26 protein-coding genes are annotated in these 26,328 nt (G+C 61.0%); 12 read left to right on the forward strand and 14 right to left on the reverse strand.

From position 1 onward, the window contains the following. The first annotated feature begins 58 nt into the window (after nucleotides 1-58). Entirely contained in the window at nucleotides 59-571 is a 513-nt protein-coding gene (locus E2N92_RS09475) for a hypothetical protein (RefSeq protein ID WP_220680942.1), read from the forward strand. Nucleotides 572-723: 152 nt separating this feature from the next. Here the strand turns inward: E2N92_RS09475 and E2N92_RS09480 are convergent, their stop codons facing one another. Continuing rightward, complete coding sequence (locus E2N92_RS09480; RefSeq protein ID WP_220680943.1) at nucleotides 724-990, reverse strand: hypothetical protein; 267 nt, start codon at nucleotides 988-990, stop codon at nucleotides 724-726. A 145-nt stretch (nucleotides 991-1,135) separates the two neighbouring features. Here E2N92_RS09480 and E2N92_RS09485 point away from each other — a divergent pair, with 145 nt between their 5' ends. The 3 genes from E2N92_RS09485 to E2N92_RS09495 all read left to right on the forward strand — a co-directional run bounded on the left by E2N92_RS09485 (nucleotide 1,136) and on the right by E2N92_RS09495 (nucleotide 4,042). Next, entirely contained in the window at nucleotides 1,136-2,119 is a 984-nt protein-coding gene (locus E2N92_RS09485; RefSeq protein ID WP_220680944.1) for an ABC transporter substrate-binding protein, read from the forward strand. Nucleotides 2,120-2,231: 112 nt separating this feature from the next. Continuing rightward, the gene (locus E2N92_RS09490) at nucleotides 2,232-2,954 is read left to right on the forward strand and encodes an ABC transporter permease (protein ID WP_220680945.1); all 723 of its coding nucleotides are present in this window, start codon (nucleotides 2,232-2,234) and stop codon (nucleotides 2,952-2,954) included. A 5-nt stretch (nucleotides 2,955-2,959) separates the two neighbouring features. After that, complete coding sequence (locus tag E2N92_RS09495; protein WP_220680946.1) at nucleotides 2,960-4,042, forward strand: ABC transporter ATP-binding protein; 1,083 nt, start codon at nucleotides 2,960-2,962, stop codon at nucleotides 4,040-4,042. Nucleotides 4,043-4,855: 813 nt separating this feature from the next. Here E2N92_RS09495 and E2N92_RS09500 read toward each other — a convergent pair. Beyond that, complete coding sequence (locus E2N92_RS09500; protein WP_220680947.1) at nucleotides 4,856-5,992, reverse strand: putative sulfate/molybdate transporter; 1,137 nt, start codon at nucleotides 5,990-5,992, stop codon at nucleotides 4,856-4,858. 111 nt (nucleotides 5,993-6,103) lie between these two features. On the opposite strand from E2N92_RS09500, the gene modA reads away from it, so the two are divergent. The 4 genes from modA to wtpC are packed head-to-tail and all read left to right on the forward strand — an operon-like array spanning nucleotide 6,104 to nucleotide 9,337. Then, nucleotides 6,104-6,910, forward strand: a complete 807-nt coding sequence (gene modA, locus E2N92_RS09505; RefSeq protein ID WP_220680948.1) for a molybdate ABC transporter substrate-binding protein — start codon at nucleotides 6,104-6,106, stop codon at nucleotides 6,908-6,910. Nucleotides 6,911-6,957: 47 nt separating this feature from the next. Beyond that, nucleotides 6,958-7,494, forward strand: a complete 537-nt coding sequence (gene tsaA, locus E2N92_RS09510) for a tRNA (N6-threonylcarbamoyladenosine(37)-N6)-methyltransferase TrmO (protein ID WP_220680949.1) — start codon at nucleotides 6,958-6,960, stop codon at nucleotides 7,492-7,494. After that, a complete protein-coding gene (locus tag E2N92_RS09515) occupies nucleotides 7,443-8,279 on the forward strand; it encodes an ABC transporter permease (protein ID WP_246589165.1) in 837 nt (278 codons plus the stop codon). The genes tsaA and E2N92_RS09515 overlap by 52 nt, the downstream gene beginning before the upstream one ends. A gap of 11 nt (nucleotides 8,280-8,290) precedes the next feature. After that, complete coding sequence (gene wtpC, locus E2N92_RS09520) at nucleotides 8,291-9,337, forward strand: tungstate ABC transporter ATP-binding protein WtpC (protein ID WP_220680951.1); 1,047 nt, start codon at nucleotides 8,291-8,293, stop codon at nucleotides 9,335-9,337. Between the two features lie 219 nt (nucleotides 9,338-9,556). On the opposite strand, the gene E2N92_RS09525 is transcribed toward wtpC, so the two are convergent. Both E2N92_RS09525 and E2N92_RS09530 read right to left on the reverse strand, forming a co-directional pair. Beyond that, nucleotides 9,557-9,907: a hypothetical protein gene (locus E2N92_RS09525; RefSeq protein WP_220680952.1), complete on the reverse strand. Its 351-nt coding sequence runs from the start codon at nucleotides 9,905-9,907 to the stop codon at nucleotides 9,557-9,559. Between the two features lie 16 nt (nucleotides 9,908-9,923). Then, nucleotides 9,924-10,148: a hypothetical protein gene (locus E2N92_RS09530; protein ID WP_220680953.1), complete on the reverse strand. Its 225-nt coding sequence runs from the start codon at nucleotides 10,146-10,148 to the stop codon at nucleotides 9,924-9,926. A gap of 138 nt (nucleotides 10,149-10,286) precedes the next feature. Here E2N92_RS09530 and E2N92_RS09535 point away from each other — a divergent pair, with 138 nt between their 5' ends. Continuing rightward, on the forward strand, nucleotides 10,287-11,051 hold the full coding sequence (locus tag E2N92_RS09535; protein ID WP_246589167.1) for an amino acid kinase family protein: 765 nt from the start codon (nucleotides 10,287-10,289) through the stop codon (nucleotides 11,049-11,051). An 18-nt stretch (nucleotides 11,052-11,069) separates the two neighbouring features. On the opposite strand, the gene E2N92_RS09540 is transcribed toward E2N92_RS09535, so the two are convergent. After that, on the reverse strand, nucleotides 11,070-11,303 hold the full coding sequence (locus E2N92_RS09540) for a hypothetical protein (protein ID WP_220682991.1): 234 nt from the start codon (nucleotides 11,301-11,303) through the stop codon (nucleotides 11,070-11,072). Nucleotides 11,304-11,390: 87 nt separating this feature from the next. Between E2N92_RS09540 and E2N92_RS09545 the strand changes: the two genes are divergently transcribed. Next, a complete protein-coding gene (locus E2N92_RS09545) occupies nucleotides 11,391-12,203 on the forward strand; it encodes an amino acid kinase family protein (RefSeq protein WP_220680954.1) in 813 nt (270 codons plus the stop codon). A 796-nt stretch (nucleotides 12,204-12,999) separates the two neighbouring features. Here the strand turns inward: E2N92_RS09545 and E2N92_RS09550 are convergent. From E2N92_RS09550 to E2N92_RS09575, 6 genes are all read right to left on the reverse strand, one after another. Continuing rightward, on the reverse strand, nucleotides 13,000-13,785 hold the full coding sequence (locus tag E2N92_RS09550) for an ABC transporter ATP-binding protein (protein ID WP_220680955.1): 786 nt from the start codon (nucleotides 13,783-13,785) through the stop codon (nucleotides 13,000-13,002). Continuing rightward, nucleotides 13,782-14,828, reverse strand: a complete 1,047-nt coding sequence (locus tag E2N92_RS09555) for a FecCD family ABC transporter permease (protein ID WP_246589168.1) — start codon at nucleotides 14,826-14,828, stop codon at nucleotides 13,782-13,784. The genes E2N92_RS09550 and E2N92_RS09555 overlap by 4 nt, the downstream gene beginning before the upstream one ends. Next, a complete protein-coding gene (locus E2N92_RS09560; RefSeq protein WP_220680956.1) occupies nucleotides 14,825-15,481 on the reverse strand; it encodes a class I SAM-dependent methyltransferase in 657 nt (218 codons plus the stop codon). Before E2N92_RS09560 ends, E2N92_RS09555 begins: the two co-directional genes overlap by 4 nt. Then, nucleotides 15,478-16,638, reverse strand: a complete 1,161-nt coding sequence (locus tag E2N92_RS09565; protein ID WP_220680957.1) for a hypothetical protein — start codon at nucleotides 16,636-16,638, stop codon at nucleotides 15,478-15,480. Before E2N92_RS09565 ends, E2N92_RS09560 begins: the two co-directional genes overlap by 4 nt. After that, nucleotides 16,635-17,639 carry a radical SAM protein gene (locus E2N92_RS09570; RefSeq protein ID WP_220680958.1) on the reverse strand — a complete coding sequence of 335 codons (1,005 nt, stop codon included), beginning with the start codon at nucleotides 17,637-17,639 and terminating at the stop codon, nucleotides 16,635-16,637. Before E2N92_RS09570 ends, E2N92_RS09565 begins: the two co-directional genes overlap by 4 nt. A gap of 79 nt (nucleotides 17,640-17,718) precedes the next feature. Continuing rightward, nucleotides 17,719-19,929, reverse strand: coding sequence for an ABC transporter substrate-binding protein (locus E2N92_RS09575; protein WP_220680959.1), 2,211 nt, complete (start codon nucleotides 19,927-19,929; stop codon nucleotides 17,719-17,721). A gap of 543 nt (nucleotides 19,930-20,472) precedes the next feature. Here E2N92_RS09575 and E2N92_RS09580 point away from each other — a divergent pair. Together E2N92_RS09580 and E2N92_RS09585 are read left to right on the forward strand one after the other, a co-directional pair. After that, nucleotides 20,473-21,240 (forward strand): MBL fold metallo-hydrolase, encoded by a 768-nt coding sequence (locus tag E2N92_RS09580; protein WP_220680960.1) that lies wholly within the window; start codon nucleotides 20,473-20,475, stop codon nucleotides 21,238-21,240. Nucleotides 21,241-21,242: 2 nt separating this feature from the next. Next, nucleotides 21,243-22,883 (forward strand): ATP-dependent DNA ligase, encoded by a 1,641-nt coding sequence (locus E2N92_RS09585; RefSeq protein WP_220680961.1) that lies wholly within the window; start codon nucleotides 21,243-21,245, stop codon nucleotides 22,881-22,883. Here the strand turns inward: E2N92_RS09585 and E2N92_RS09590 are convergent. From E2N92_RS09590 to E2N92_RS09600, 3 genes are read right to left on the reverse strand one after another with little or no spacing between them, the layout of a single operon-like run. Then, nucleotides 22,870-23,706: a hypothetical protein gene (locus E2N92_RS09590; RefSeq protein WP_220680962.1), complete on the reverse strand. Its 837-nt coding sequence runs from the start codon at nucleotides 23,704-23,706 to the stop codon at nucleotides 22,870-22,872. The two genes, E2N92_RS09585 and E2N92_RS09590, sit on opposite strands and share 14 nt — an antisense overlap. 58 nt (nucleotides 23,707-23,764) lie before the next feature. After that, nucleotides 23,765-24,913 carry a hypothetical protein gene (locus E2N92_RS09595; RefSeq protein WP_220680963.1) on the reverse strand — a complete coding sequence of 383 codons (1,149 nt, stop codon included), beginning with the start codon at nucleotides 24,911-24,913 and terminating at the stop codon, nucleotides 23,765-23,767. Beyond that, the gene (locus E2N92_RS09600; RefSeq protein ID WP_220680964.1) at nucleotides 24,913-25,953 is read right to left on the reverse strand and encodes a DUF2117 domain-containing protein; all 1,041 of its coding nucleotides are present in this window, start codon (nucleotides 25,951-25,953) and stop codon (nucleotides 24,913-24,915) included. Before E2N92_RS09600 ends, E2N92_RS09595 begins: the two co-directional genes overlap by 1 nt. Nucleotides 25,954-26,328 lie beyond the last annotated feature (375 nt).

Consider the following 26,328-nt stretch of genomic DNA (forward strand, 5'->3'; position numbering starts at 1 on the left):
GGTTTCCGGACCCGGGATGGGGAAACGCTTATATCGGCCCGGACATATCGTGAATTATATGAATCCCCGTGTTTCCCTTCTCATGGTCCTCTGTCTCGGCATAACGGTGCTTTTCGCCGGGTGCACTTCGCCAGTGGGGCCGCAACCCACGCCGACCCCGACGGCGACCCCGGTCGCCACGACGCCGGTGCCGGCGGTCGAGAGCCCGGTCATGATCATCGACCCCAGGCTCGACGAGATGAAGATCAGCCTCGAAGCCGTCGAACGCGAGGACGGGCAGGGCGTGATCCTCAAACTCAAGGTCGACCCGCACGGGGCTGCGATCTCGAGGGATGGTGCCGACATCCTCACGACCTTCTTCGCCTACAACACCGCAGACAAACCCGCAGGGTATGCGCCTGCATCGGCCGATGAGGTCAGGTCGGCCGGGATCCCGTACAGGAGCATCTTCTTCACCGTCTATGACGCCCCGGTCGAGTTTACCGCCGACCTCCCGCGGGACTCGGAGATCAAAGGGCTCGACATCTCGAAGGATTATGTCTACGGGGCGGTCGTCTGGATCCGCGACTGAAAAAGAACGGCGATACTCATTCGGGGTTCTTTGATCTGGTCTTCCCCCCTCCCCCCACAACGAGGAGAGAAGGGCAGCGGTTTCTGGCATGCCCCTTCCGTTAGCGAGTTCTGAGGGAGTATGAGTGTTTCAACCCGGTCGAAAAAAGGTGGTCAGGTGTCGCAGCCCGGCACTGCCATCACCTGAAAGATTGCCCGGCCCTTTGCCGTGATTTTGGCCGTGGTGAAGAGATAGGGTTCTCCGGAGGTGCGATGATGGACCTCCACGGCCCCCATCTCTTCGAGTTCTCTGACTGCAACGTTGATCTCATGTGAGGAGAGCCCGGTCATCTTCTCCAGGTCTTTGCCGCCATACTGGCGCATCGCACTGCCGACCAGGGCATACAACACTTTCTCTGCAGATTTTCCCGGTTTTTTCATTCCTTTCCTCCTTTCTCTGTGGTCTCCAGTACGTCCTCATCCCGGTCTCTGAGAATAAAATCTTTGTATGTCGGCGGAGGCGGGGACGGGTTCGGGAGACTATGTGGCAAGAAATATAATGTCAAAGCTATATTATGTCCCTGCCATGAAAAAGATCGCCTTTATTATGCTCGCCGTCATCGTGGTGGCTGCTGCCTTCATCTGCGGCTGTACAACGCCGGGAGGCGGGGAGGCAACGCCGACCCCGACACCGGGGGAGACAACCGCAGTGCCGGGGGAGACGACCCCCGCCCAGGAAGGGACGCAGACTCTCCTGATCGCGACGACGACCAGTCTCCAGGACACCGGACTCCTGGACTATCTCAGACCGATCTTCGAGGAACAGTATAACGCGGATGTGAAGATCACCGCAAAAGGGACCGGCCAGTCCCTCGAACTCGGGAGGGCAGGGGACGTGGACGTGATGATGGTCCATGACCGTGCCCGCGAGGACGAATTTATTGAGGAGGGTTATGGGGCCAATCGGCGCGTCTTCGCCTACAACTACTTCACCATCGTCGGCCCGGAGTCTGACCCGGCCGGGATTGCGAACATGACTCCCGAGGAAGCGTTCACCACGATCCGGGAGAAAGGCCTCGCCGAACCGGGAAGCGTCGTCTTCGTCTCTCGGGGTGACGATTCCGGGACGCATGGGAAAGAGAAGGCCATCTGGGAGGCCGCCGGTTTCAACTACACCACCGACATCCAGGGCTCGGGCGAGTGGTATGTCGAGGCCGGTACCGGGATGGGCTCCACCCTGGTGATGACCGGCGAGAAGGAAGCCTATACCCTCAGCGATATCGGCACCTATCTCGCTTACAAGACCGAGACCGGTCTGGTCCCGCTGGTCGAGCAGGGGGACATCCTCCTGAACATCTACAGCGTGATGGAGATCAACCCCGAGAAGTTCCCTGAGGTCAACAGCACCCTTGCCAAAGAGTGGATCAACTTCCTCATCTCGCCAGAGATCCAGGAGGAGATCGGGAACTTTGGTGTCGAGGAGTACGGCCAGCCGCTCTTCAACCCTGCACGGGGTGCCTGGGAGGTACTCGGGGTGGAGCGTGAGGAGACCGAAGAGCCAGTCACCTGAGGTGACGGGTTCAGGGGCGTGTGGCAGTTCTGACCTCTCACGCCCTTTTTCCCATTCTCGCGACCGGTCCATTCCGGTCGTGACCTCTTTCTAAAGACCGAGGACGTGCGATATGGCAGGACTGTTTGAAGGACTCGATCCGATCGGAGAAGGTCTCTTCCAGGCGATCGAACTGATCGTCACCCTCGACCCGGCGGTGATGGAGATCACCGCCCGCAGCCTGATCATCACCTTCTCGGCCGTCCTCCTCGGTTCGCTCATCTCCCTGCCGATCGGGGCGGCCATCGCCTTCAAAGAATTTCCCGGAAGAAAGTCGGTGATCAACCTGGTCCAGACGATGTATGCGGTCCCGACCGTCGTCGTCGGGCTGGTGGTCTTTCTCTTCATCCGCAGAACCGGACCGTTCGGAGCCCTCGGCCTCCTTTTCACTCCGGGCGGGATGATCATCGGCCAGACGATCCTGGTCCTGCCCATCATCATCGGCCTGACCATCTCGGCGCTGATCGCGGTGGACACCACCATCAGGGACACCATCATCTCTCTCGGAGCGACAAAGGTCCAGTTCTTCTTCTCGGTGCTCAAAGAAGCAAGGTTTGCGATCGTTGCCGCCGTGGCCATGGCCTTCGGCCGGGCGATCTCCGAGGTCGGTGCGGCGATCATCATCGGCGGGAATATCCAGGCCAGTTCGTTCTGGAGTTCGACCAGGATCCTGACGACCGCCATCACCCTGGAGACCGGACGAGGGGACATCGCCCTCTCCATCGCGCTGGGGATCATCCTCCTCTCCATCGCACTGGTCGTGAACGTCCTGATGAACCTTGTACAGCAACGGTGAATTTCATGATCGAGCTCCGGCATATTGCAAAATCGTTCGACGGCACCACGGTCCTGCGCGACGTGAACGCCGTCATCCAGGACGGGGAGATCTTTGCGGTGATCGGGCCGTCGGGCTCGGGCAAGTCCACGCTCCTGCGGATGATCAACCTCCTCGACAGTCCCACCTCGGGCCGGATCCTCCTTGACGGCACCGACATCCATGGCGAAGACTCGCACCCGCTGGAGTTCAGGAGGAGAATGGCGATGGTCTTCCAGCGGCCGGCGGTCTTCAATATGAGCGTCTATGAAAACATTGCCTACGGCCTCAGGCTCAGGCATATCCCAGAAAAGGAGATCAGGGAGAAGGTGGGATGGGCGCTGGAGGTGATCGGGCTCTCGGGATACGGGACGCGGCAGGCCCGGACCCTCTCGGGCGGCGAGATGCAGCGGGTCGCGCTGGCCCGTGCGGTGGTCACCTCTCCGACGGTCCTTCTGATGGACGAACCGACCGCCAACCTCGACCCGGTCTCGACGGCGGCGATCGAGGAACTGGTGGTGCGGATCAATCGCGAGCAGGGCCAGACGGTGATCATCTCCACGCACGACATGCGCCAGGGCCAGCGGCTTGCTCACCGCATCGGGGTCTTGATGGACGGAGTCTTCTCCCAGGTGGGAACGCCGCGGGAGGTCTTTGCGACGCCGAAGAACAAGCATGTTGCCAGGTTTGTCGGGATCGAGAATGTCCTCTCAGGCGAGATCACCGCCACCTCCGATGGGGTCGTCACCATCGATGCGGGTGGAGGGGTGAGTGTCCAGGCCGTCGCCCCGTTCCCGGTGGGCACCCGCGTCTGCGCCTGCATCAAGCCCGAGGACATCACCCTTTACCTCGTGGACGGCAGCCGGATCAGCGCCCGCAATGTCCTGAACGGGACGGTCACGGAGATGAAGGCCTACGGGCCGCTCAACCATCTCACCATCGACTGCGGGATCCCCTTCGCCGCCCTGATTACCTGGAAGTCGGCGGAAGACCTGGATATCAGGGTGGGAACAAGGGTGCGTCTCTCGTTCAAGGCGAGCGCGGTTCATGTGGTTGAAGATTTTGAATAATGGCTCTGTAGAATTCGGCATGAGGCGAGATCACGCCTCAGGCATATACGGTTGAATATTTCTCGTCGTTTGATCTTTCTTTTCAAGACTGAAGAACCGGTGAGGATCGTGTCCCATCGCCGCCCCCGTCTATCCTCAGCGTCGGGGGGTCGGGGGGGTACATTCCGCGACGAAGACGGGCGGAGGGTGGCATCACGTGTGATCCCTCCGAAAAAAGATCAACTCTCTGCCGTCCAGGTTCTATCTTCGGGGTTGCGACGAGGTGGAGTGTGATGATCGAAACATGCCGTCCCCTCATCCCTGAATCTGTTCTGCCATCTCGCGAGAAGATAGGACGGGGGACGGCACGGGGCGCGTGTTCCCTCCGAAAAAAGATCGGCCCTCTCCCGTCCAGGTTCTATCTTCGGGGTCATGACGACGTGACGACATGATGATCGAAACATGCCATCCCCTCATCACATGATCTGTTCTGCCGCCTCGCGAGAAGATAGGACTGGAGGACGGCACACGACAGGGTGCTCCCCGGAATCATGATCAGCCCATCCCGTCCTGGTTCTATCTCCGGGGTCAGGATGACAGGACAGCGCAATGATCAGAACATGCCGTTCCTCGTTGCCGGGATCTGTTCTGCCGTCTCGCGAGAGGATAGGACCGGAGGACGGCACGTCGCGTGATTCCTCTGAAAAAGATCGGCTCTTTCTCGTCTCGGCCTATCCCCGGGATCATGCAACGGGAAGGCGTGATATGTTCGGATGTGCCGCACCGATCAGAGTTTCAATTGCGATGCGTGAACCCGGGATCGATTGCCTGACCTTACACGCCCGATGCTTTCTTCTTCCTCGCCTCCAGCACATATGCCAGGACGAGGCCCACGACGAACCCGACGGTGATGTTCACCAGGAGGGCGAGGACGGCGATGACGCCGGTGACGAGATACGAGTCGGTCTTGAGACTGTGTTTACCGAGTTCGACGGCGGCGAAGATGAGCAGACCGCCGAAGACGCCGAGCGGGATGAGGGCGAGGCTCTCCGGCGAGGCGAAGAAGAGGGCGAAGCCGAGGAAGATCGCCCCTGCGATCACGTTCGCCCCGCCGGTCCTGGCGCCGAAACGGTGCTGGGCGGCAAGTCCGCCGGCGCCATGGCACATCGGGAACCCGCCGAAGGGCACCGAGACCAGGTTCATGATCCCGATCGTCCGGGAGAGGCGGTCCGGGGGGACGTCGGTCTTGAAGAGGTCGTGAGTGAGGAGGGCGGTGGCGAGAATGGCGTTGGTGAGAGTAAGCGGGAACTGCGGCGGGACGAGGTAGAGTCCCGCGTAGACGAGGTCGGCGATGTCGGGGAAGACGAGGGAGGGCAGGGGGATCATCGAGATCGGGGGGATGCCGGCGGTGAGGATCCCGGCGCCGATCCCGATGGCCAGGACGACGAGTGCCGAGATATCGTTGATCTTCCAGCGCAACGCCGCGAGGAAGAAGAGCACGATCACCGCAATCGATATTCCGGCAAAGAGCGGGTCCGACTCGAGGAAGCCGAGGGCCGTCCTGATCAGCACGAGGGCGAGGCCGGCCTGCACTCCCCTGATGACGGAGACCGGGATCCGGTCCCTGAGCCAGGTCATACTCCCGCAACACCCGAGGGCGAGGAAGATGACGCCGATGATCATCCCGGCCCCGGCGATCTCCCCGGCGGTCAGTCCTTCGGCGATGGCGATCGCCCCGACGGCCTTGAGGGGTTCGATCGGGATGGGGAGCCGGTAGTAGATCCCTGAAAGAACGTACCACAGGGCGAAGAAGAGAAAAATCTGCGCGAGGTTCACCTCGCAGACCAGGGCGACACCCAGGACAATCGGGAGGATGGTCCCGAAGTCGCCGACCGATCCGGCGAACTCACCGATGGTAAATCTGAGCGGTCTCGGCCCGTTCTGTTCGTCTGCGTCTCCAATTTCCGTCATCCGGTTGCGTCCCTTCTGTGACGATTGTTTCGGCTCTGATGCAGGAGAAAGATTTCCCTCCCAGAGTAAAATCATGGGGATTTATTTACGTTGTTAATTAACGCTCTCTATATGAAATCGTTCCCGATCATGCTGATCCTGATGCTCGTGGTCGGCGCTGCCTGCGCCGTCTGCGGGTGCACCACCGAACAGACAACAACGACACCACAGGTGTCGGAAGAGAAGACCCTGATGGTCTACTGCGGCGCCGGCATCAGGGAACCGATGGAGGAGGTCGCTGCCCTCTACGAGAATGAGACCGGCACCCTGATCAAGTTCAGCTTCGGCAACTCCGCCGCCCTCCTGAGCCAGATGGAACTGGTGCAACAGGGCGACCTCTACATGCCGGGCGCCACCGCCTACATCGAGAAAGCGGCCGAGAAAGGGTATGTGAACACCACCAAAAAGGTCGTCTACCACATCCCGGTGGTCGCCGTCGCCAAGGGCAACCCGAAGAACGTGACCTGCATCGAGGACCTGGCGCGTGACGACCTGACCGTCGTCGTCGGCGACCCCACCGGCCCGGCGATCGGGAAGAGCACCAAGAAACTGCTGAATAGGAGCGGCCTCTGGGACGATGTTTCCGAGAACGCCGCGGCCACGCGGGCGACCGTCAACGAACTGGTCGTCGATATCTGCATGGGTACGGCAGATGCAACCGTCATCTGGTACGACCTCTATGTGCCCGACAAGATGGACCTCGTCGAGATCCCGAAGGCCCAGAACGACATCAAGGTGATCCCCATCGGCACGCTCATGTTCTCCGAGAACCCGACTGAGGCACAGAAGTTCGCCGACTTCGTCGCTTCCGACGAAGGGAAGGCAGTCTTTGTGAAGCACGGATACATTGTCTACCCTGACCCGAAGTACGAGGCCTGAGCCCTTCAGGGCTCGTTCCCTTTCTTCATCACCGACGAGGAATTCCCATGCATTCGGAACCAACCGACCCCACAAAACAGCCGGTCACCTACCGGCCCATCGGCATCATCAGAACACCCTTTACCGAGCAGAAGAACACTCCCATCCAGGGGATATTCAACAAGGCATGCGGTACCGTCGAGTTGTTCCCTGAATATGAGGAAGGACTGCTGGATATCGAGACCTTCTCGCACCTCTTCCTCATCTACCATTTCCACCGGGCGAACGGCACCATGCTCCGCCAGAAACCGTTCCTTGACCTCCAGAAGGAACGCGGCATCTTTGCCATCCGCCACTTCAACCGCCCCAACCCGATCGGGATCTCGATCGTGGAGTTGAAGGGCGTGCGCGGCAACGTCCTCGACGTCTGCGGCGTGGACACTCTCGACGGCACGCCGCTCCTCGACGTCAAGCCCTATGTCCACCAGTTCGACCACCGCGAGGAGGTCAGGAGCGGATGGGTGGACGACCAGCACGTGGACGATGTCAGGGAGTGGAACAGCACCCCCGAGGCCCTCAGGCGGCGCGACCGGGTGAATCTGTGAATGCCCCCAATCCCCTGAAGGCGGTGACGATCGGTGTCGCCACCCTCCTCACCGCCTTCATCATCGTCCTGCTGCTCCTCGTCGTCACCCATCCATCCCCCGCCGCACTCCTCTCCTCCATCACCTCGCGGGAGATCCAGTTTGCCGTCTACCTCTCGATCGTCACCTCGATAGCGTCGACCGCGATCTGCATCCTGATCGCCGTGCCCTCGGCCTACGCCCTGGCCCGATATGATTTCTTCGGCAAAAATGCGGTGAACACCGTCGTCGACATGCCGCTCGCCCTCCCGCCGCTCGTCGCGGGTGTGGGACTTCTCCTCTTCTTCGGGACCACGCCGATCGGAAAGGCGCTCGCCGAAGCGGGCCTGGTCTTCATCTTCACGCCCCTCGGGATCGTGGTGGCGCAGGTCTTCGTGAACTTCCCGTTCATGCTCAGGATCATGCGCTCGACCTTCGAGTCGATCAGTCCGCGCTACGAGTACGTAGCAAAGACCCTGGGGTGCACCGACATCCAGGCCCTCTGGCGGGTCACCCTCCCGATGGCGACGAGCGGTCTCATCGCCGGCGGGGTGATCACCTGGGCAAAGGGGATCGGCGAGTTCGGGGCCGCGCTGATGCTTGCCGGTGCGACGCGGATGAAGACCGAGACGCTGCCGATCTCGCTCTTCCTCAACATGTCCTGCGGCGAACTGGAACTGGCCATCTCGGCGGCGACGATCCTGATCGTCATCTCGGTCGCCTCGCTCTATGTCTTCGAACGCTATGGCGGGAGCGCCAGGTTGTAGGAGGGGGATGAATGCTGCAGATTGAACACGTATCCAAAGACATGGGGGAGTTCGTCCTCAAAGACGCCTCCCTCCAGGTAAACGACGGCGAATATCTGGTGATCATCGGACCGACCGGCGCCGGCAAGACCATCCTCCTCGAGACCCTGGCAGGGATCTATCCTCCCGACAGCGGCCGGATGATCCTCGATGGTCGGGACATCACCGATGCGCCCCCGCGGGAGCGGCGGATCAGCATGGTCTACCAGGACTACATGCTCTTCCCCCACCTCACGGTCGAGGAGAACATCGGTTTCGGGTTGAAGAACCAGAAAGTGGACCCGGCGGAGATCGAAGCAAAAGTGCGGGAAGCCGCTCGGTTCCTCGGTATCGATCACCTCCTCCATCGCCATCCAGAGACGCTTTCCGGCGGCGAGCAGCAGCGGGCGGCCATCGCCCGGGCGATCGTTATGGAACCCGCGCTCCTCCTCCTCGACGAACCGTTGAGCGCACTGGACGGCCGGACACGGGAGAAACTCAGGCGGGAACTGCGTCGTCTCCACGACCTCTACGGGATCACGGTGATCCATGTCACCCACAACTTCGAGGAGGTCTTCTCCCTCGCGGACCGCGTGGCCGTGATCCGGGGCGGCGAGATCGTGCAGGTCGGCGAACCGCACGAGGTTTTCAGAAAACCGAACTGCGAGTTCGTGGCGAATTTTGTCGGTGTGGAGAACCTCTTCAAAGGCACCTGCGTCCGGAAGGACGGGGTCTCCGAGGTCACCGTCGATGGAGTCAGAATGATCTCGACGGCCTCTGGTGACGGTGATACAGTCTGTGTCTCGATACGTCCGGAGGAGATCCTGATCTCGCCCCGGCCGATCGAGTCCAGTGCACGAAACCGGTATTCCGGGACGGTCGAAGAGATCGCTGATCATGGGGCGACGGTCAGGATCACGGTCGACTGCGGGATCCCGCTGGTGGTGCTGATCACCAGGCAAGGATATCTTGAGATGGGTCTTGCCGAAGGGGACACCGTCTCTGTGGCCTTCAAGGCCTCGTCAGTCCAGGTCTTTTGAAAGACGCCCCGGGGGTGCACGCGAAGGGGAAGCGTCAGGTGGCGATGAGGCCGGATGTTCCGGACCGTTCACCCTGCCTTCCCCGGTTCGGGGCGGCAGCGATCTCTTGAACGACACCGTACTTCAGAAACGTCCTCCGGTCACATATCATGGCCGGAGAGTTTTGGGATGACCTTCTGGTCTAAAGTCAGAGGACGACCCCCCGCCAAGGGGGGCGTCTCACGCGCTAAAGATCCTCCCCCTGATCGCCTGGAGGAGGTCGGGCCCGAGGATCTCTTCGACCTCTTCAGGATACTCGTCCATAATCCTGGAGAAGAGAAGTGCGGTCCCTTTTGCATTGGTCGAGACGCCGACCCGTTCGGTGCGGGTGACCAGGCCCTCCCCTTCCATGGCGGCAAGGACGGGGATGACATAGTAATGGGGGACCGAGAGATAGGCGGCAAGACGTCTGGTCTTCGGGAACCTGATGCTGATCTCGTCCTCGGTGCAGAGAAATGTGATGGCACGGTCCTCAGAGATGAGAATCCGTGCAACCGCTGTAAGAATCTCACTTGAGGTCAGTGCAGACATAACGCAGGTATGAACCTTATTCGTCTTTCTTCTTATGGTGCTCGCTCTCTGGCATCGGTTCGAGCCAGACGATCTCGGCACCGAGGTCTGCGGCGATGAGCTCAATCTCGTTCTTTCTGAAGTGCTTGGACTCCACCCAGAGTCTTCTGGAGTTGTTGTCCCCGGTTACGGCGACGATACGGAACTTCGGCTGCCTGACGCCGCTGCCGACCTTATTACGTTCACGGACATAGATCTTCATGGGAATCACCTGACATCCAATTGGTATACCAACTGGTATACGCCCTGTTATATCTCATTGCGTATAAATATTCTCTTCACAGGTGATACCATCACGGCAAAACGGTTCGAACTGAATTCAGGGCTCAGAGGTGAGACTATGGTCAGAAAGGGACTGATGCGGCAGATCGACGAGATCCCGCAGATCAGGATCATGCCCGACCTGAACGTGATCAAGATCGGCGGGCATGGCACCATCGACTTCGGGCGCGAGGTGGTCTTCCCGATCGTGGAGGAGATCGGTGCCCTCAAGGAGGCCGGGGAGAAGGTGCTCCTGGTGACCGGCGGCGGCGTCAGGGTGCGGCATATCATGGACATCGGGATCAACCTCGGGATGCCGACCGGCGTGCTCGCCGAACTCGCCGGCAAGATCAGCGAACAGAACGCCCTGATGATGGCCCTCCTCCTCTCCCCATACGGCGGGACGCAGGTGTCGTCGGACGACCTCCTCGAACTCCCCACCCTCGCGTCGCTGGGCCTCCTGCCGGTGACCCATGGCACGCCCCCGTACGGGCTCTATGAACAACCTCCGGAGATGGGATCGATCCCGCCGAACCGGACCGACACCGGTGCGGTGCTGATTGCTGAGGTGATGGGCGCGAAGAACTGTATCCTTTGCAAGAACGTCGACGGCCTCTTCACCGACGACCCGCGCCTCGACCCTGAGGCCGAACTGATCTCTGAGATCACGGCGGAAGAACTCCTTGCAAGGGACATGGAGGACATGGTCCTCGAGAAGAAGGCGGTCGAACTCCTCCTTCACACCAAGCATGTGAGAGAGATCAGGGTGGTCAACGGCCATGTGCCTGGCAACATTACAAAAGCGGTAAAAGGTGAGGAGATCGGGACCCTGATCCGGGCCTGAACTCCTTCTCGCATATTTTTATCTGGTGGCGACTTTCATCTCGCCGCGTTTTTCCTCGGGCATCGCTTCGAGCCAGATGATCTCGGCCCCGACATCCGCGGCGATCTGCTCAAGTTCGGTCTTCCTGAAATGGGTCGCCTCGACCTTGAGGTGTCCCTCGTCCCCCTTCCCGCCGGTGACGGCGACGACGCGGTACTTCGGTTGCTTGACACCGCTGCCGACCTTCTGCCGCTCTCGCGCATAGAGTTTCAACATCTTCTCTCTCCCCCTCTGGTCCGTGCCGGACCATGGTGTCACCACTATATATCTGACACTATATAGTGTTCGCCAGGTGACCCTATGAGATCAGGTCGATATGAACTGGAGTCGGGGCTGCGAGGAGAGACGCTGGTACGGAAAGGACTGATGCGGAAGATCGATGAGATCCCGCAGATCAGGATCATGCCCGACCTGAACGTGATCAAGTTCGGTGGGCACGGCACCATCGATTATGGCAGGCAAGTGGTCTTCCCGATCGTGGAAGAGATCGGGGCCCTCAAGGAGGCCGGAGAAAAGGTGCTGGTGGTGACCGGCGGCGGCGGGCGGGTGCGGCATATCATGGACATCGGCATCGACCTCGGGATGCCGACGGGGGTGCTTGCCGAACTTGCCGGCAAGATCAGCGAGCAGAACGCGATCATGATGACCGTCCTCCTCTCCTCACACGGGGGAGTGCGAGTCCACACCGCCGACCTCCTCGAACTCCCGACGATCATCGCCCTCGGCCTTTTGCCGGTGACCCACGGCACGCCGCCGTACGGACTGTACGAGCAGCCCGCCGAGGTGGGATCGATCCCGCCGAACCGGACCGACACCGGTGCGGTGCTCATCGCCGAGGTGATGGGCGCGAAGAACTGTATCCTGGCGAAGAATGTCGACGGGCAGTTCACCGAAGATCCGAGGGTCAACCCTGGTGCCGAGTTGATCGCTGAGATCTCGGCAGAGGATCTCCTTGCCATGGACCTCGAAGACCTGGTGCTGGAGCGCCGGGCGGTCGAACTCCTCCTCAATACCAAGCATGTGAAGGAGATCAAGGTGGTCAACGGGCATGTGCCGGGTAATATCACGAAGGCGGTGAATGGGGAGCGGGTCGGGACGTTGATCAGGAGGTAATGTGGCTTTGTAGAAATCGTCTTGATGGCTCTCTCCGGCGGAAGGCTGATTGTCCCCCGAGCCCCCCGGAACCCCCCACGGCGAAGATAGCCGAGGGGCGGCGATGAAGGGATGTTCCCACCTGTTTTCAGGCTCCAGGGGAAAGAAAAGATTCGTGTACACCCTTGAGACCCACAGGAATTTTCATCCCATATACTTGAGGCATCATCTCGCCTCATCCCGAATTCTACAGAGCCAAAAATTGGGCTTTGTAGAATCAGGCATGAACCCCTGGCTCAAGCATACGGGATGAAAATTTCTCGTCGTTTGCTCTCTCTCTATTCAAGACAGGAGAATCTGGGGGGATCGTGTTCCATCGCCGCCCCCACCTATCTTCGTCGTGGGGGTCCGGGGGTTTCCCCCGGCGCGAGATTGCGGGAAAGATTTGACGATTCGGGGCGGCCGATCCATCAGAGGAATTTTCTATCCTCTGCGTATAGGCTTCAAAGGGATATGGTGAGTTCAAACTCTCATGAAAACCTGAAGAGAGGATCGTCAGGATCATTTTCATGGTAAATCATCTTGATGGTTCTCTTCGACGGGGGGCTTGCCGCCCCCCGAACCCCCCGCACGAAGATAGGTGGGAGACTGCAACCCCTCTTTCAGGGTCATTGCTCCGCCTTCCGCCCCAATCTTCATCCTGGGAGTCCGGGGACTCTCCCCCCGGCGTGAGCATGAGGGAAGGCGATGGATGAAGGTCACAGAGGGGTTGAGGTGATGAAAAGAGGATGTTTTCTACAGAGCCAAAAATTGGTTTTCATGGAGTCCGGCAGACCGAGGGGATGCAGACCATTCGTCCGGCCTCTTCGACATAGGTGATCGTCACATCGATCCCATAGGCCGTGCCGAGGTGTCCGGGAGTCAGAACCTCTTCTGCCGGACCCACGGCGATGAACCCGCCGTCCTTCATGATCGCCACATGCTGCGGGATGATGAAACTGTGGTCAGGGAAGTGGGAGGTCATCACCACGGCGATCCCTTCCTTCGCAAGCCGTTCGATGAGGCGGAGAACCCGTACCTGATTCCCGAAATCGAGATGGGATGTCGGTTCGTCGAGGACCATCACGGCAGGTTGCTGTGCCAGTGCCCGTGCGATGAGGGCAAGTTGTAATTCGCCGCCGCTGATCTCCGAGACCGGGCGATGGGCAAGGTGGTCGATCCCCACGGTGACCAGGGCTTCCTCTGCAACCTTCCGGTCTGCCCGTCCCGGCGAGGCGAAGAGGGAGAGGTGAGGCGCCCGCCCCATCAGCACAAAATCGATGACATCGAAGGGGAAGACGATCTGATGGGCCTGCGGCACATAGGCGATCTGTCGGGCCACCTCGGTTCTGGAAAGCGAGGTGATCTCCCTGCCATCGAGTTCGATGGTGCCGGCGTCCAGCGGCAGGACGTTGATGAGGCACTTGATCAGGGTGGACTTGCCGGTGCCGTTCGGGCCGAGGATGCAGAGGCACTCGCCCCGGTCGACGGAGAAAGAAACCCCCTCAAAGATCGTCCGTGTCCCGTCATACGAGAACGCGGCGTCTCCGACCGTCAGGATCATTCCCATCCCACCTTCCTGAACTTCAGCAAGTACGCAAAGACCGGTGCCCCGATCACGGCGGTGAGGATGCCGAGCGGGATCTCGGCGGCGGTGAGGGTCCGGGCGATGTCGTCGACGACGAGAAGATAGCACGCCCCGATCACCACCGAGACCGGCAGGATCTTCTTGTAGTCAGGGCCGACGATCATCCGGGCGATATGGGGGACGACGAGTCCCACCCATCCGATGATACCGCTGATGCAGACGGCCATCGCGGTGATGACGGTGGCGCAGACGATGATGATCTGGGTCATTCTGGTGGTGTTGATGCCGAGCGCCTTTGCTTCCTCGTCTCCTACCGAGAGGATGTTGATCCGCCATCTGATCAGGAGAAGAATAATGATACATACGATGATCAGGGGGCCGATGATATACAGGTCGCTGACCCTGACGTCTGCGAGACTCCCCATCATCCAGAAGACGATGGCAGGGAGTTTCTCATAGGGGTCGGCGACATATTTCGTGAGCGAGATCATCGCCTGGAAGAAGGCGCTGACGATGATACCGGCGAGAACGAGGACGAGGGTGGGGGTGGTGCGATAGACCCGCGCCAGCAGGTAAGTTGCCACGACGGCGACGATCCCGAAGGTGAAGGCGAGGCTCTGGACCACGAACATGGATCCTGAGATCAGGATGCCCAGCGCCGCCCCGAACCCCGCACCCGAGGCAACACCGAGGATGTGAGGGGAGACCAGCGGGTTTCTGAAGAGTCCCTGAAAGGCCGCACCCGATATGGCAAGTCCGGCACCCACCAGCATGGCCGCGCAGATGCGAGGGAGCCTGATCTTGAGGACGACGGTGTCCATCACCGTCGGCCAGGTGTGGGGGATCGAGATGGGGCAGGCCGGGATGGCTTCGATGATCGCCGCTACGATGATCTGAATGGCGGTGACGGGATCGATAGCATACCGTCCGAGAAAGAATGAGACCACAAACAAAAAAAGTGGGAGGCCGACAAGAAACCCGATGGTCGTCCATTTCCGGGCCGATCGCATCGCGTTCATCCTTTTCCTCCCTGGAAACGGATCCAGAGTTGCCAGGGGTCATGGAGGATGGTATACTCCTCAATGCCGGCGTCGTTCAGTTCCTCTCTGAACCGTTCTGCCGTCCGGTCCCCGAGGCGCTCCCGCACCCCGTCGATCCATGTCGGATCGAACCGGTCCATCTGCTCTCCGACCCCCTGAAGAATAGCGGAGCTTCCGAATCCTCCGCCGATCCAGGCCTCTCCGCCGCGCCTGAGCACCCGCCTGATCTCCCTGAATGCTGCCGCCGGTTCGGGCCAGAAGAAGACGGAACCCTTGCTGACGGCGAGGTCGACCGAGGCGTCGGAGAGAGGGATCTGTGCGGCGTCGCCGGTGACGGCCGTGATCCGGTCGGAAAGCCCGGCGGCCCTGATGTTCTCGACCGCCACCGGACGCACGCACGGCGAGATGTCGAGGGAAACGATCGTCAGGTCGGTGATCCGCGCCAGTTCGATTGCAAGGTGGCCCGGCCCGCTCCCGATATCGACGGCCGTGCCACTGCCGACTCCACACTCCTGCACGATCTGGCGGGCGACGGCGGCGTTGACCGGGGCGAAGACCGTGCGGGCGAGGCGGTTGAACTCTTCTGCCGATTTTTTGTCGGTAAAAACTCCTTTTTGATCCCCTTTTTTCATCGGATCCCGCTCCAGAGTTCATTCTTGCTGCTGCGGACCGCCGCCATCGTCCCGTAATTGTAGAGATTCCTGGCAAAACACTCTATGGCGATGTCGGTGCCGGCATAGACGTGAGTCATGGTGCTCCTGCTCCCGACCGCCGCACTCCTTCCGGCATATGCCGTGCCGAGGGTGTCTTCGGGCATCACACCGTACGGACCGGCGAAGGGGTACTCCCTCCCCTCGCCGTCCTCAGGGTAATAACGGAAGCCGGGAGGATAGGGCTGTTCCGGGAGATGCTGCCCGGCCAGGATGGCTGCATATTGTCCTTCGCCCGGCGAGTACGTGTGCCAGCGCCAGGTGTTTCTGCAGGCATACGCGGGACGGTCCAGATCGGCGAACCCGACGCCTTCGACGATGATGAGCGCGATCCGTTCCCCTTCTGCAAGGTGCTCCTCGATCATCCCTCTGATGCCGGTGATCTCTTCTGCCCGTCCGATGTCGGAGACCAGGGGGACCGACTCGTTGCATGCAGGCAGATGGACCAACGGCCGCGGGACACCTCCGAACCCTCTGAAGAGATAACCAGGTCTGGCAGCAACGAGATAGTCGGGAAAACGACGCTGTGCGCCGGCACAGAAGAGATCAGCCTTGAAAGCATCCTCACGTTTGATCAGACCCCGTACGCCCGGATGGTCGGCGAGAGATTCAAGGTCGTCTTTCGAAGGGTTGTAGAGTCCGGCATAGCGCGGTGCCGCCCCGCCGGTGGCCGTGAGACATGCCAGTCCGCTCAGATCGATCCTTTCCTGTACAGGAACCATGTCACCGGTGCCGACGATCACCGGAGTCATCCCGGAGGCTTCTGTGAAGCGATCGACCGCACACAACGTCTTTTCGACGATATCCTGCCATTCGGTCGGCGAGGGCGCGGTAAAGAGGCGGGTGAGGTAGGGATATGCGTAACTGAGCACCATCAGGCCAGGCGTTGAGCGGCGGCAGAGGTCCAGTGCCGTATCGGTGACCCATGAGACACTCTCCGGTTTCCGGTCGCCGGGATAGTGATGATCGGCCTGTACCTTGCGTGCAATCCTGACCAGAGGGCCGTCCGCGACGGTGCCTCTGCCGGTCCTGAGGTCGACCGTGGTCTGCCAGTCGGTGACGTCGATAACGCCGATCATCGGTCGTCGACCTCCATGGAATCCCACATGACACGTTCCCCATGGATGGGGATCGTCTCCCCACAGAACGGACATCTCCCGTCTTCGAGGAGGGAGCGGACGATCTTTCCACCGCACCCGCCGGGGTTGATCCGTTCGACGACCGTACGGCCGCATGCAGGGCATACGGTGTTCAGGCGGTTGGATCCGACAAAGTTGCTGAAGTACACATAGGGGAGCATCTCCCGTGCGGGTTCGAGGAGGGCGTCGATATGCCTGATGTCGGGTGCCCTTTCCCCGGCCATCCGGTGTTCGGGGAGGAGGCGGAAGACGTGCCAGGGGATGGAAGGATCGATTCCGGCGATGAACCGGGCAATCTCTTTGATCTCATGATCGTTCTCGCCCTGCACGATGGGGGTGGTCACCTCCACATGACAGTGTTCCGCAAGGATACCGATGGTTCTGAGCACAGGGTCCACGCTCTCGACGCCGGCATGTTTCTGGTAGAATGCCGACGACAGCGATTTCAGGCTGACGTTCACGAACGAAAGGTGCTCTGCGATCGTGTGCGCTGACTCTTCGGTCATGTAGCCGTTTGTGAGGCAACCGATGGGTATTCCCCGCGTGTGTGCCTGTGCTGCGAGATCGAGGAGCGAGGGGACCGAGACCGTCGGTTCGTTGACCCCGAAGACGATCGTATGGCACCCTGTCTCTTCTGCGATCTGGACCAGGCGCTCGGGAGAAACATGGAAGAGTTCAACGGTTGCCGGGTCTGTCCTCGCCACAAAGGCATTGGAGCAGTAACTGCATGTGAGGTTGCACCCTGCTGTTCCCACCTGGAGGGTGCGTGCACCCGGATAGGCGTGAAAGAATGGGAGGGACTCGATGTGCGTTACCTGATATGACGACCAGCGGTGGGGAAAACGTTCCGTGATCGTCCCCTCATTGAGGGAATACATTCTGCAGAAGCCGATCCGCTCGTCCGAGAGATCGCACCTCCGTTCACAGTAATGACATTTCATTATTTTTCTCCTGCGGACCGTTCAGGCCGGCAGTCTGCGTCAAAATGGGTGGGGGATCCCTCCCCCGTGTTCATAGAACTCAGACGGTGGCCTGCATCGGCGCCGGAGCGGATGCAGCCGCTGCATTGCCGGGGAAATTGGTTGCCGGCAGTGTCCCGCCAAGTTCAGTGAAGGTGGTGCCATAGAACTCTTCGTAGAAGGCGTCTGCATCTGCAGTCACGTCGACGTCGGCGAAGAGGTCGGGGTGGAGAGCCTTTGCGAGCCATTTGATGCCGAGCACCGCTTCAGGCGACGGATAATCCCAGGGACAGACGTTCGATGGGAACACATAGACCTGACGGTTCTTTACGGCTGTAATGTCCTTGAAACGCTCGTCGTTGATGATATCCGTAGGCGTGACCTGGGACTGGTACTGGACGATCAGGATGATGTCGGGGTTGTATTCGACGATCTTTTCTGCGTCGATGTCGACCCAGCGGGTGCCGCTCTCGCTTTCAGCGGCATTTTTCCCTCCTGCAATCTCAATGAGATCGCTCTGGTACATCTCGCCGGTACAGGTGTTCGCCACGCCCGCAGGGCCGACCAGATAGACCACAGGACGTTCCGCGGCCGAAAGGTCGGAGGTTCTGTCCTGTACAAGTGCGATGTTGTCGGCATAGATCTCACAGAACCGCTCTGCAGTCTCTTTCTCTTCGAGGGCCTCTCCGAGATTGGTCATGGAGTCGGTGAGTTGATCAATATTCTCAGCAATGACTCCGAAGACCGGTACGTCACAGCCTTCAAGGGCGTTGAGCGTGTTTCTGTCCCATCCTGCGATGACGATCAGATCAGGGTCCAGTGCCAGCACTTCCTCAACATTGAATCCAGGGTTGTTGGCACCGACAATGCGATCTTCGGCTCCAAGGGTCGTAATCATCTTTTGTGCAATCCCGTAACCGGTCGCCACACGTTCGACCGGGAGTTCGACTTCGACCGCGCGTCCGAGACCGTCGGTTACGGTGACGGTCCTGACATGGGGAGCGGGAGTCGGACCCATGACCTCGCGTGCTTCCTCTTCGGAGAGGTCGTAGTCGTAGAAGAGGCTGTAGAAGTCCTGTGCCTCGGCGACCATATCGAGGTCGACGGTGTCGGGGTAGGTGCCGTTTGCAAGCCATTCCATACCGAGGACGGCCTCGGGGACGGGGCTGCCCCAGTCGCCGACAAAGCGCGGGATACGGTAGACCTTGCCGTGCTTTACGGCCTCGATCTCCTGCCAGGCGGGGTCGGTGAGGAGGGCCTGCGGGTCGCCGTTGTTGCTGAGGATGATCACGTCGGGGTTCCAGGTGGCGACCTGCTCGAAGTTCACTTCCTGGCGGTGACCCTGGAGTTCTTCGGAGGCGAAGCGGCATCCCGCGTCATGTGCCCACTGGGAGTGGAACTCGCCGCCGGCGAAGGTGTGAAGCGGCGACCTCCAGGTGATGTAGGCGTTGTCCTGGTCGGCCTCCGGGATCTCGCCGGTCATCTCGACAAGGTCTGAACATTTGTCGTCAAGATACGAGGCCAGTTCTCCGGCGCGTTCGTTCTTGTTCAGGACATCGCCGATGACGGTGAGGGCACCGGTGACATCGTCGAAACCGTTCGTGTTGAGGTAGACGACCGGTACACCGATCTCCCCGAGACCTCCGCTGGACCAGGAGCCGGCGATGATCACGTCGGGGTGAACGGCGAGGATCGCTTCCTTGTTCACCTCGATGCCGGTCCCGCTGACGACCGGGATCTCTGAGATGGATGGGTCGATGGTCTGGAAGCCTTCGTCGATGGAGGCAAAGTAATCGACGCCTGCGAGACGTTCGGCATCGCCGTCGATCGCCATGACCATCGCGGCCGCAGGGGTGTAAAGGGTCACGACGCGATGGGTGGTGTAGGGTATCCTGACGCTGTCGCCGTTCATGTCGGTGACGGTCCTGTAGGATGGCGTCGAACTGTCGCTGCCGGAATCATCCCAGTCTGAAGACGACGATGCAGGGGTGGTTTCGGTGACCGTGGCCGTCACTTCAGGGGCGGTGGTGTTTTCCGGCGTTGGGGTCGGGACCGGCGTCTCGTTTGTCGGAGAGACGGTCGGTACGACTGTGTGGGTCGGGTGCGATTCAGGAGCGGCTGTGCTACTGCCCTGTTGAGAGTCTGTACTCTGCTGAGTTGGCGTCTGCGGCTGATCCGGCTGCTGCCCGGCAGGTGCAAAGATGGCCGCACCAGCAACCACAGCGGCAACGGCGGCTGCTACGAGTAAGATAGCGGTTAGTGTTCGATCCATGGTTCATCTCCGGATTAAAATAATTTAATCCAATGAAACCCATAATTGGGTTCAAAAAAGAGTTTTTCTGAATGCCCGAAAAATGTTTTTATCTGATTGTCGCTGTTAATTAAATTAACCTGTTTAACTCTCCCTCTCCCCTCCAGGCGTCTGCTCTCCCTCCATTTTGGGAAGAATGACTATCAGAGAATAAAATGGCTGCCTGAAATTATTCATACGATCCATATATTTGTTATGAGAACGTGTCACGCACATTGTCACGCGCCGTCGGCCCCCCGTCCGTGCCGCCGCAAAGGGAATAAAGAGTGTTTCCTTGCTCTCTCCCCCCCGTGGAGATGCCCCCGGACTCTCTCACAACGATGAGAATGACGGACCGGCAGCAATCTCCTGAACAACGCCATACTTTAGATCCTTCTTCCGGCCACAAACCATGATCCGGGAGTTCTGGGATTACCTCATAGTATGCCTGAGGCGTGCTCTCGAATCATGCCTGATTCGACAAAGTCACAATCACTAATACCGCCCGGCGCCCAGTACACAGCAATGAAGGTCACCATCCTTGCAAGTGGGAGCAAGGGCAATGCCATCTATGTGGAGGGCGAGGAGGGATCCCTCCTCATCGACGCCGGGCTCTCCGCCCGGGAGGTCAGGAAACGGATCGGCGAGGCCGGCGGGGACGAGCGCGACCTGCGGGGGATCCTGGTCACCCATGAACACACCGACCATATCAAGGGGGCCGACGTCCTTTCCAGAAAGTTCGAGGTCCCGGTGTTCGGAACCGGAGGGACACTGGAAGGATTTATGCGTGCACGGACCTCAACGAAAACGGTGACGACCCGGCGGATCTCGACAGGGGACGCATTCACGATCTCCGGCTTCTCGGTCCGCCCCTTTCCCACGGCCCACGACGCCGCCGAACCCTGCGGCTACTGTCTGGAGGCCGACGGCGTCCGCGTCGGCTGCTGCCTGGACACCGGGATCGTCACTCCCAGGATCGAACGGGCCCTCGGATGCTGTGACGTCGTTGTCCTGGAGAGCAACCACTGTCCCAGGATGCTTGACGAAGGGCCCTATCCTGCGTTTCTCAAGGCGCGGATCAGGTCGAAACTCGGGCACCTCTCCAACAACGCCGCGGCGACCTGCCTCTCAGACATCGGGGACGACCTCGCGGCGGTGATGCTCGCCCACCTCTCCGAGGTGAACAACACCGCAGAGAAGGCGGAAGAGACCGCAAAAGGTGCCTTCCACGACGAGATCGAGCACCTGATCATCGGCGACCAGCACACGGTCTCGGAGACCGTGAGGATCTGACCATGGAGTTTGCAGCATTTTCGCGGGTCTGCGAGCAACTCGAAGGGCTGAGCGGGAGGCTCGAGATGATCGACCTCATCGCCTCCGTCCTCCCCACCCTCCCGGACGAAGAACTCCCCATCTTTGTCAGGTTCGTGATGGGTCGGGTCTTCCCTGACTGGAGCCCCCAGAAACTCGGCATCGGCCCCAACCTCCTGTACGAGGCGATCGGGTATGTCGCCGGGAGGAAGAAGGCCGAGGTCGTCGCCGCGGTCAACGAGACCGGGGACGTCGGGTGTGCCGTCGAACAACTCCTCGCCACCAAGTCCCAGACCTCGTTCTTCGTCGAACCTCTTTCCCTGGCCGGCGTCTACGCCGACTTCACCAGGATCGCCAGGACCGACGGGAGCCGTTCGCAGCGGGAGAAACTCAAGATCATCAAGGGGCTCCTCGGCAACGCAGGCGCCCTTGAGGGACGGTATCTCTCCCGTCTCCTCCTTGAAGAACTGCGGATCGGTGTCGGCGAAGGGAATGTGCGCGACGCGATCGCCGGGGCCTTCGACGTCGATGCTGCCCTCGTCGCCCATGCGCACCAGGCCCTCAACGACCTCGGCGAGGTCGCGCTGCTGGCGCGTACCGGCGCGGCGGCCCTGCAGGACGTGCATATCGCACCCTTCAGGCCGGTGAAGATGATGCTCGCACAGCAGGGGACGATCGCCGGGATGGTCGAGGACCATGGCGCGGTTGCGGTGGAGTACAAGTACGACGGCACCAGGTTCCAGTTCCACAAGGTCGGGGACGAGTGCAGGATGTACTCGCGCCGGCTCGAGGAGGTCACCGGCGCGGTTCCGGACGTGATCGAGCAACTCTGCACCGCGACGACCCACGACGTGATCCTGGACGGCGAGGTGATCGCGGTCAGCGAGGGCCGGCCCCGGCCCTTCCAGTTCGTGCTCAGACGGTTCAGGCGGAAGCACGAGGTCGAGGCGGCGATGGAGAAGATTGAACTTGTCCCGAACGTCTTCGATGTCCTGTACCTCGACGGCGAGACCCTCATCGACCGCCCCTTCTCGGAGCGGCGCGAGGTGCTGACAGAGATACTCTCGGAGTACGTCGCCCCCCAGTGGGTGAGCGACGACACCGGCGCCCTCGAGGCGGTCTACCAGGACGCCCTGGACGCGGGGCACGAGGGCGTGATGGTCAAGACGCGCGGGGCCGCTTACACCCCGGGCGTGCGGGGCAGGAACTGGATCAAGGTCAAACCTGCGGTCGACACCATCGACCTCGCGGTGGTCGGGGCCGAGTGGGGCGAAGGGCGGCGTGCCCACCTCTTCGGCTCCTTCCTCCTCGCCTGCCAGGATGAAAGCGGCGAACTCCTCCCGGTCGGGAAGGTGGCGACCGGGCTCTCGGACGAGGATCTCGCCTTCATCTACCGGCACCTTAAGGAGTTTGTTGTCGCGGAAAAAGGGAAGGAGATCGTCCTCGAACCCAAGGCCGTCTTCGAGGTCGGGTACGCCGAGGTCCAGAAGAGCCCGAACTATGTGAGCGGGTATGCCCTCAGGTTCCCGCGCTTTGTCAGATTGCGGGAGGACAAGAGTGTGGCCGAGATCGAGACGCTGGGCGGGGTGGCCGCCCGGTACGAACAGCAGTTCACGTCCGTATGACCCGGTAGATCTCCCGGTTCTCGTCCCCTTCTACATAGGCGTAATAGTCCGAGCCGAAACCTTCCACATTGGTGAAGGAGACCTCGCCGTTGTAGTCGGTGAATTTGCTCCTGACATTGAGGCCGTTCCTGTGCCTGAGGACCACCTTCATATCGGCTGCGGGTTCGTCGGTCCTTCTGATGTCGACTTTGAATGAGAGGACCGGGTTGAGGGGTTCCGGAATTTTGTCGACTCCCCCGTGCTGCATACTCGCCCCGCTCCTGGTCGGCGTCGCAACCTCTGAAAAGATCTCTTCGCCGCCATAGCGCACGATGAGCATCGTCCCGAGGAGGAAGACGAGAACGCCTGCTGCTCCGATGATGAGGAGGGCGACGGTCATCGAGGGAATGATCACGCCGGTCGTCGCCGGGACCACGTCGGTGATCAGGTACCCGAGGAAGTCCCAGGTCCAGGCGAAGAGGGTGACGCCGCCGAAGTGGCCGAGGGCGACAAAGATCGCGGAGATCATGAAGATGCTGCCGGCGGCGACGGAGAGGATGCCGGCCGAGACACCCGTAACCCGCACGAGGGTCGACCGCCCCTTGACCCGCTTGCCGCGCCGCAGGATCAGGGAGATGACCACGGCGAGGACGTTGATGTAGATGACGCCAGCGATGAAGAGGGTGAACAGGTCCTGATTGGACGACTCGGCGGCCTTCGCGGCCATATTTGTCGCTGCAACCGTCGGGACGAGGTACGCAAAGAGGAGAAGGGCAGAGAAAATGCAGGAGATGCTCCTGACAGAACGATCGGTGATTTTCCCGAAGAGCCACACGATGCGCATGCTCTGATATGTGTGCTGAAAAATAGATATATTTGTCTATTTTTCTCTGCACCAAATACTAAAATTCAAATAGGGTTCTCTGAGATGCGAGTTCAGGGAGGAGTCTGCTCCTCTCCCGCCAGTGTGAGTACCCAAGGGCGGTGTCCATCCGTACGGCAGCGTCCCGGAGGTCGGTGCACCGCGCCGGCGTGCCCTGCATGGCCCCCCGCGTCGCCTCCCTGATCACCCAGGACCCAAGCGGGGCCCAGTACTCGCTGTTGACGTGCCTGACCACGATGGCCCGGGCAGACCGCTGTTTCTTCGTGAGATATTCGGCCACGGCCAGGCGGGCGGCGTAGTAGGCCCCGCCGATCGGGGAGTACCGCCCCTGCTTCCTGCCCTCGAGGTCGCAGATGACGGTCTCCTCCTCGCCGGCCCAGAGAGAGCGGCGGCCCCAGACCTCGATCATCTCGAACTTCCAGTCCCCCGGCACCAGGATGACGGCCATGGTGTTCCCGTAAAGGGTTGCGGCAAAGAACTCCACCTCTTCGAGGGGAGCGAACCGAAAGACCGCTTTTTTCAGGCCGCTGCCGACTGTGTCGTCCACGGCGGTGATCGCCCACTTGGTCGGCACGACCCGCCGCCGTTTTCCCAGTAGGCCGGCGCTCATCAACTGTGCGATCTGGTAGACGTCCACCCCCTCGGACCCGAGGTTTTCGCAGGCCTCGGTCGCCGGGAGGTCGTCGTCCGAGGTGATCCGGTCGACGACGCGGCTGACCTTCGCATTGTCGATGACGTCAAGGTGCCTGATGCTCCCGGAGAGGCCGACCGGTGTGACAGTCCCGTCGAACCTGAGGTCGAACCTGACCGGGCGTTCGAAGGCGGCCTCGACATCGAGCGGGCTTGAGGAGAGGGCGATCTCCTGGATCTGCCCGCTCACCGATGGAGTGGGGGCCGAACCCCTGATGGTCCGCGCCCTGATCCCGACGATATCCTCGATGGAAAGGCCCTGTGCCACCCATGTGGGGGGGGCGTCGGCGTCGGTGGTCATGAGCGGTCCGGCCGAGACCTCGGGGTAACCGTAACTCCCGACAAAGACCGACGGGGCGGTGCCCATGTAGCTGGTGCCGCGCGCGGCGGTGGTGACCTGGGCATGGAACCGGCTCATGATCGGGCACCGCGGCAGCCCGCAGAGGAGGCGGCCCTTGCACTCGGCGCAGCGCACCATCATTCCTCCCGCAGGTCCAGGGCCACCCGCGTCCGGTCCTCCACGCCTGCGATCGCGGTGGAGAGCCAGGTCCGCCATGAAACCGGAGCGTCGGGGATGGTCCCGGCGAGTTCGAGGCCGAGGTCGTCGTCCCGTCCCTCGGTCACCTCGAGGACCACCGAACCTGCAGGGAAGCCCTGGCCGACCACCCCGTCGAGGTCGCCGTCGGTGATGCCGAGCACCGGCAGGCCGAGGTGGAGGGCGATGTGGCCGGCGACTGCCGTGGTGTCGTCCCCGACGGCGAGCACGCCGCAGGTCTCCGGGGTGACCAGGTCGTAGAAGTGGTGGCCGCAGTGGTCGATGAGCACGACCCGTCCCTTCTCAGGGCGGCAATGCCTGGCGGTGACCGCGCGGCTTTTCCTGATCTCGCCGCTCTTGCACCACGCGTTTGCCAGCGAGACCGGGCCGTTCCGGTGCAATTTCTCGAGCCCGTGGGGTTTGGGAGAAAGCCCGGCCACCGGGACCACCCGACCGTCCTCTTCGCCCAGGACCACCCGCTCCGACGTCGCGATACCGATGACGGTCCCGTTCACGCAGACCGGTTCACCCGGGAGACATCCCCGCACCGTCCTGGTCGTCCCATTCTCCCGGGGGAGAGGTGCTGCGCGCTCGATCTGATACCCGAAGACGGCGGCAACCTTCTCGGCGAGGTCGGCGTCCCCGTTCTTCCAGAGGTACACCGTCTCGGCGGCGCACTCCACATGGACCAGGCCGCCGCGCCTGAGTCTGCCCGCGACGATCTCGCCGAAGGCCCGGCCCGACTCCCCGGTCTTGCCGTGGTTGAGGAGGAAGATGGGCCCTTCCTCGGCGTTGAACACCGTGCTCGGCGGGGCGCCGCAGCACTCGACCGGCAGCCCAAACTCCTCTGCGGCGGTCCGGCCCATTACGCCAGCCACGAGCACTCTGACCGGCCCCATCGCCGAGAGGACGGTCCTGACATCCCCGCAGTCGAAGGGTTCGGGGCCGTGGACGACCATGGTGAGAGGAACTCTCTGACTCATCTGATCACATTCTTGCCTTCTCTCCCCAAAAAGGCACGGGCACCGGCATCGTCTGTTGCGATCGAGTTCGGGAACAGAGGGGCAGATCCTCGAACTACCTCGTGGTTCTCATGCGCCTTTCGATCGCAGCAACCTCATGGAACCCGGAGATAAAGAATAGAGTGGGAGGGGTGCCCTGGAGATCCTCATGTCTCGACTCATGGGATAACAACAGAAACGAACGTGGACCCACACCGCCCCGTGCCGTCCCCCGTCCAATACTCTCGCGAGGCGGCAGAAAATATTCGACGATGAGGGGACGGCACATCTGATCACCACCCCGTCCCACCGACATGACCCCGAAGATAGAACCGGGTTGGGTGAAGGACGATCCTG

The organism is Methanofollis formosanus, assembly GCF_019633745.1.
In the GTDB taxonomy this organism is placed as follows: domain Archaea; phylum Halobacteriota; class Methanomicrobia; order Methanomicrobiales; family Methanofollaceae; genus Methanofollis; species Methanofollis formosanus.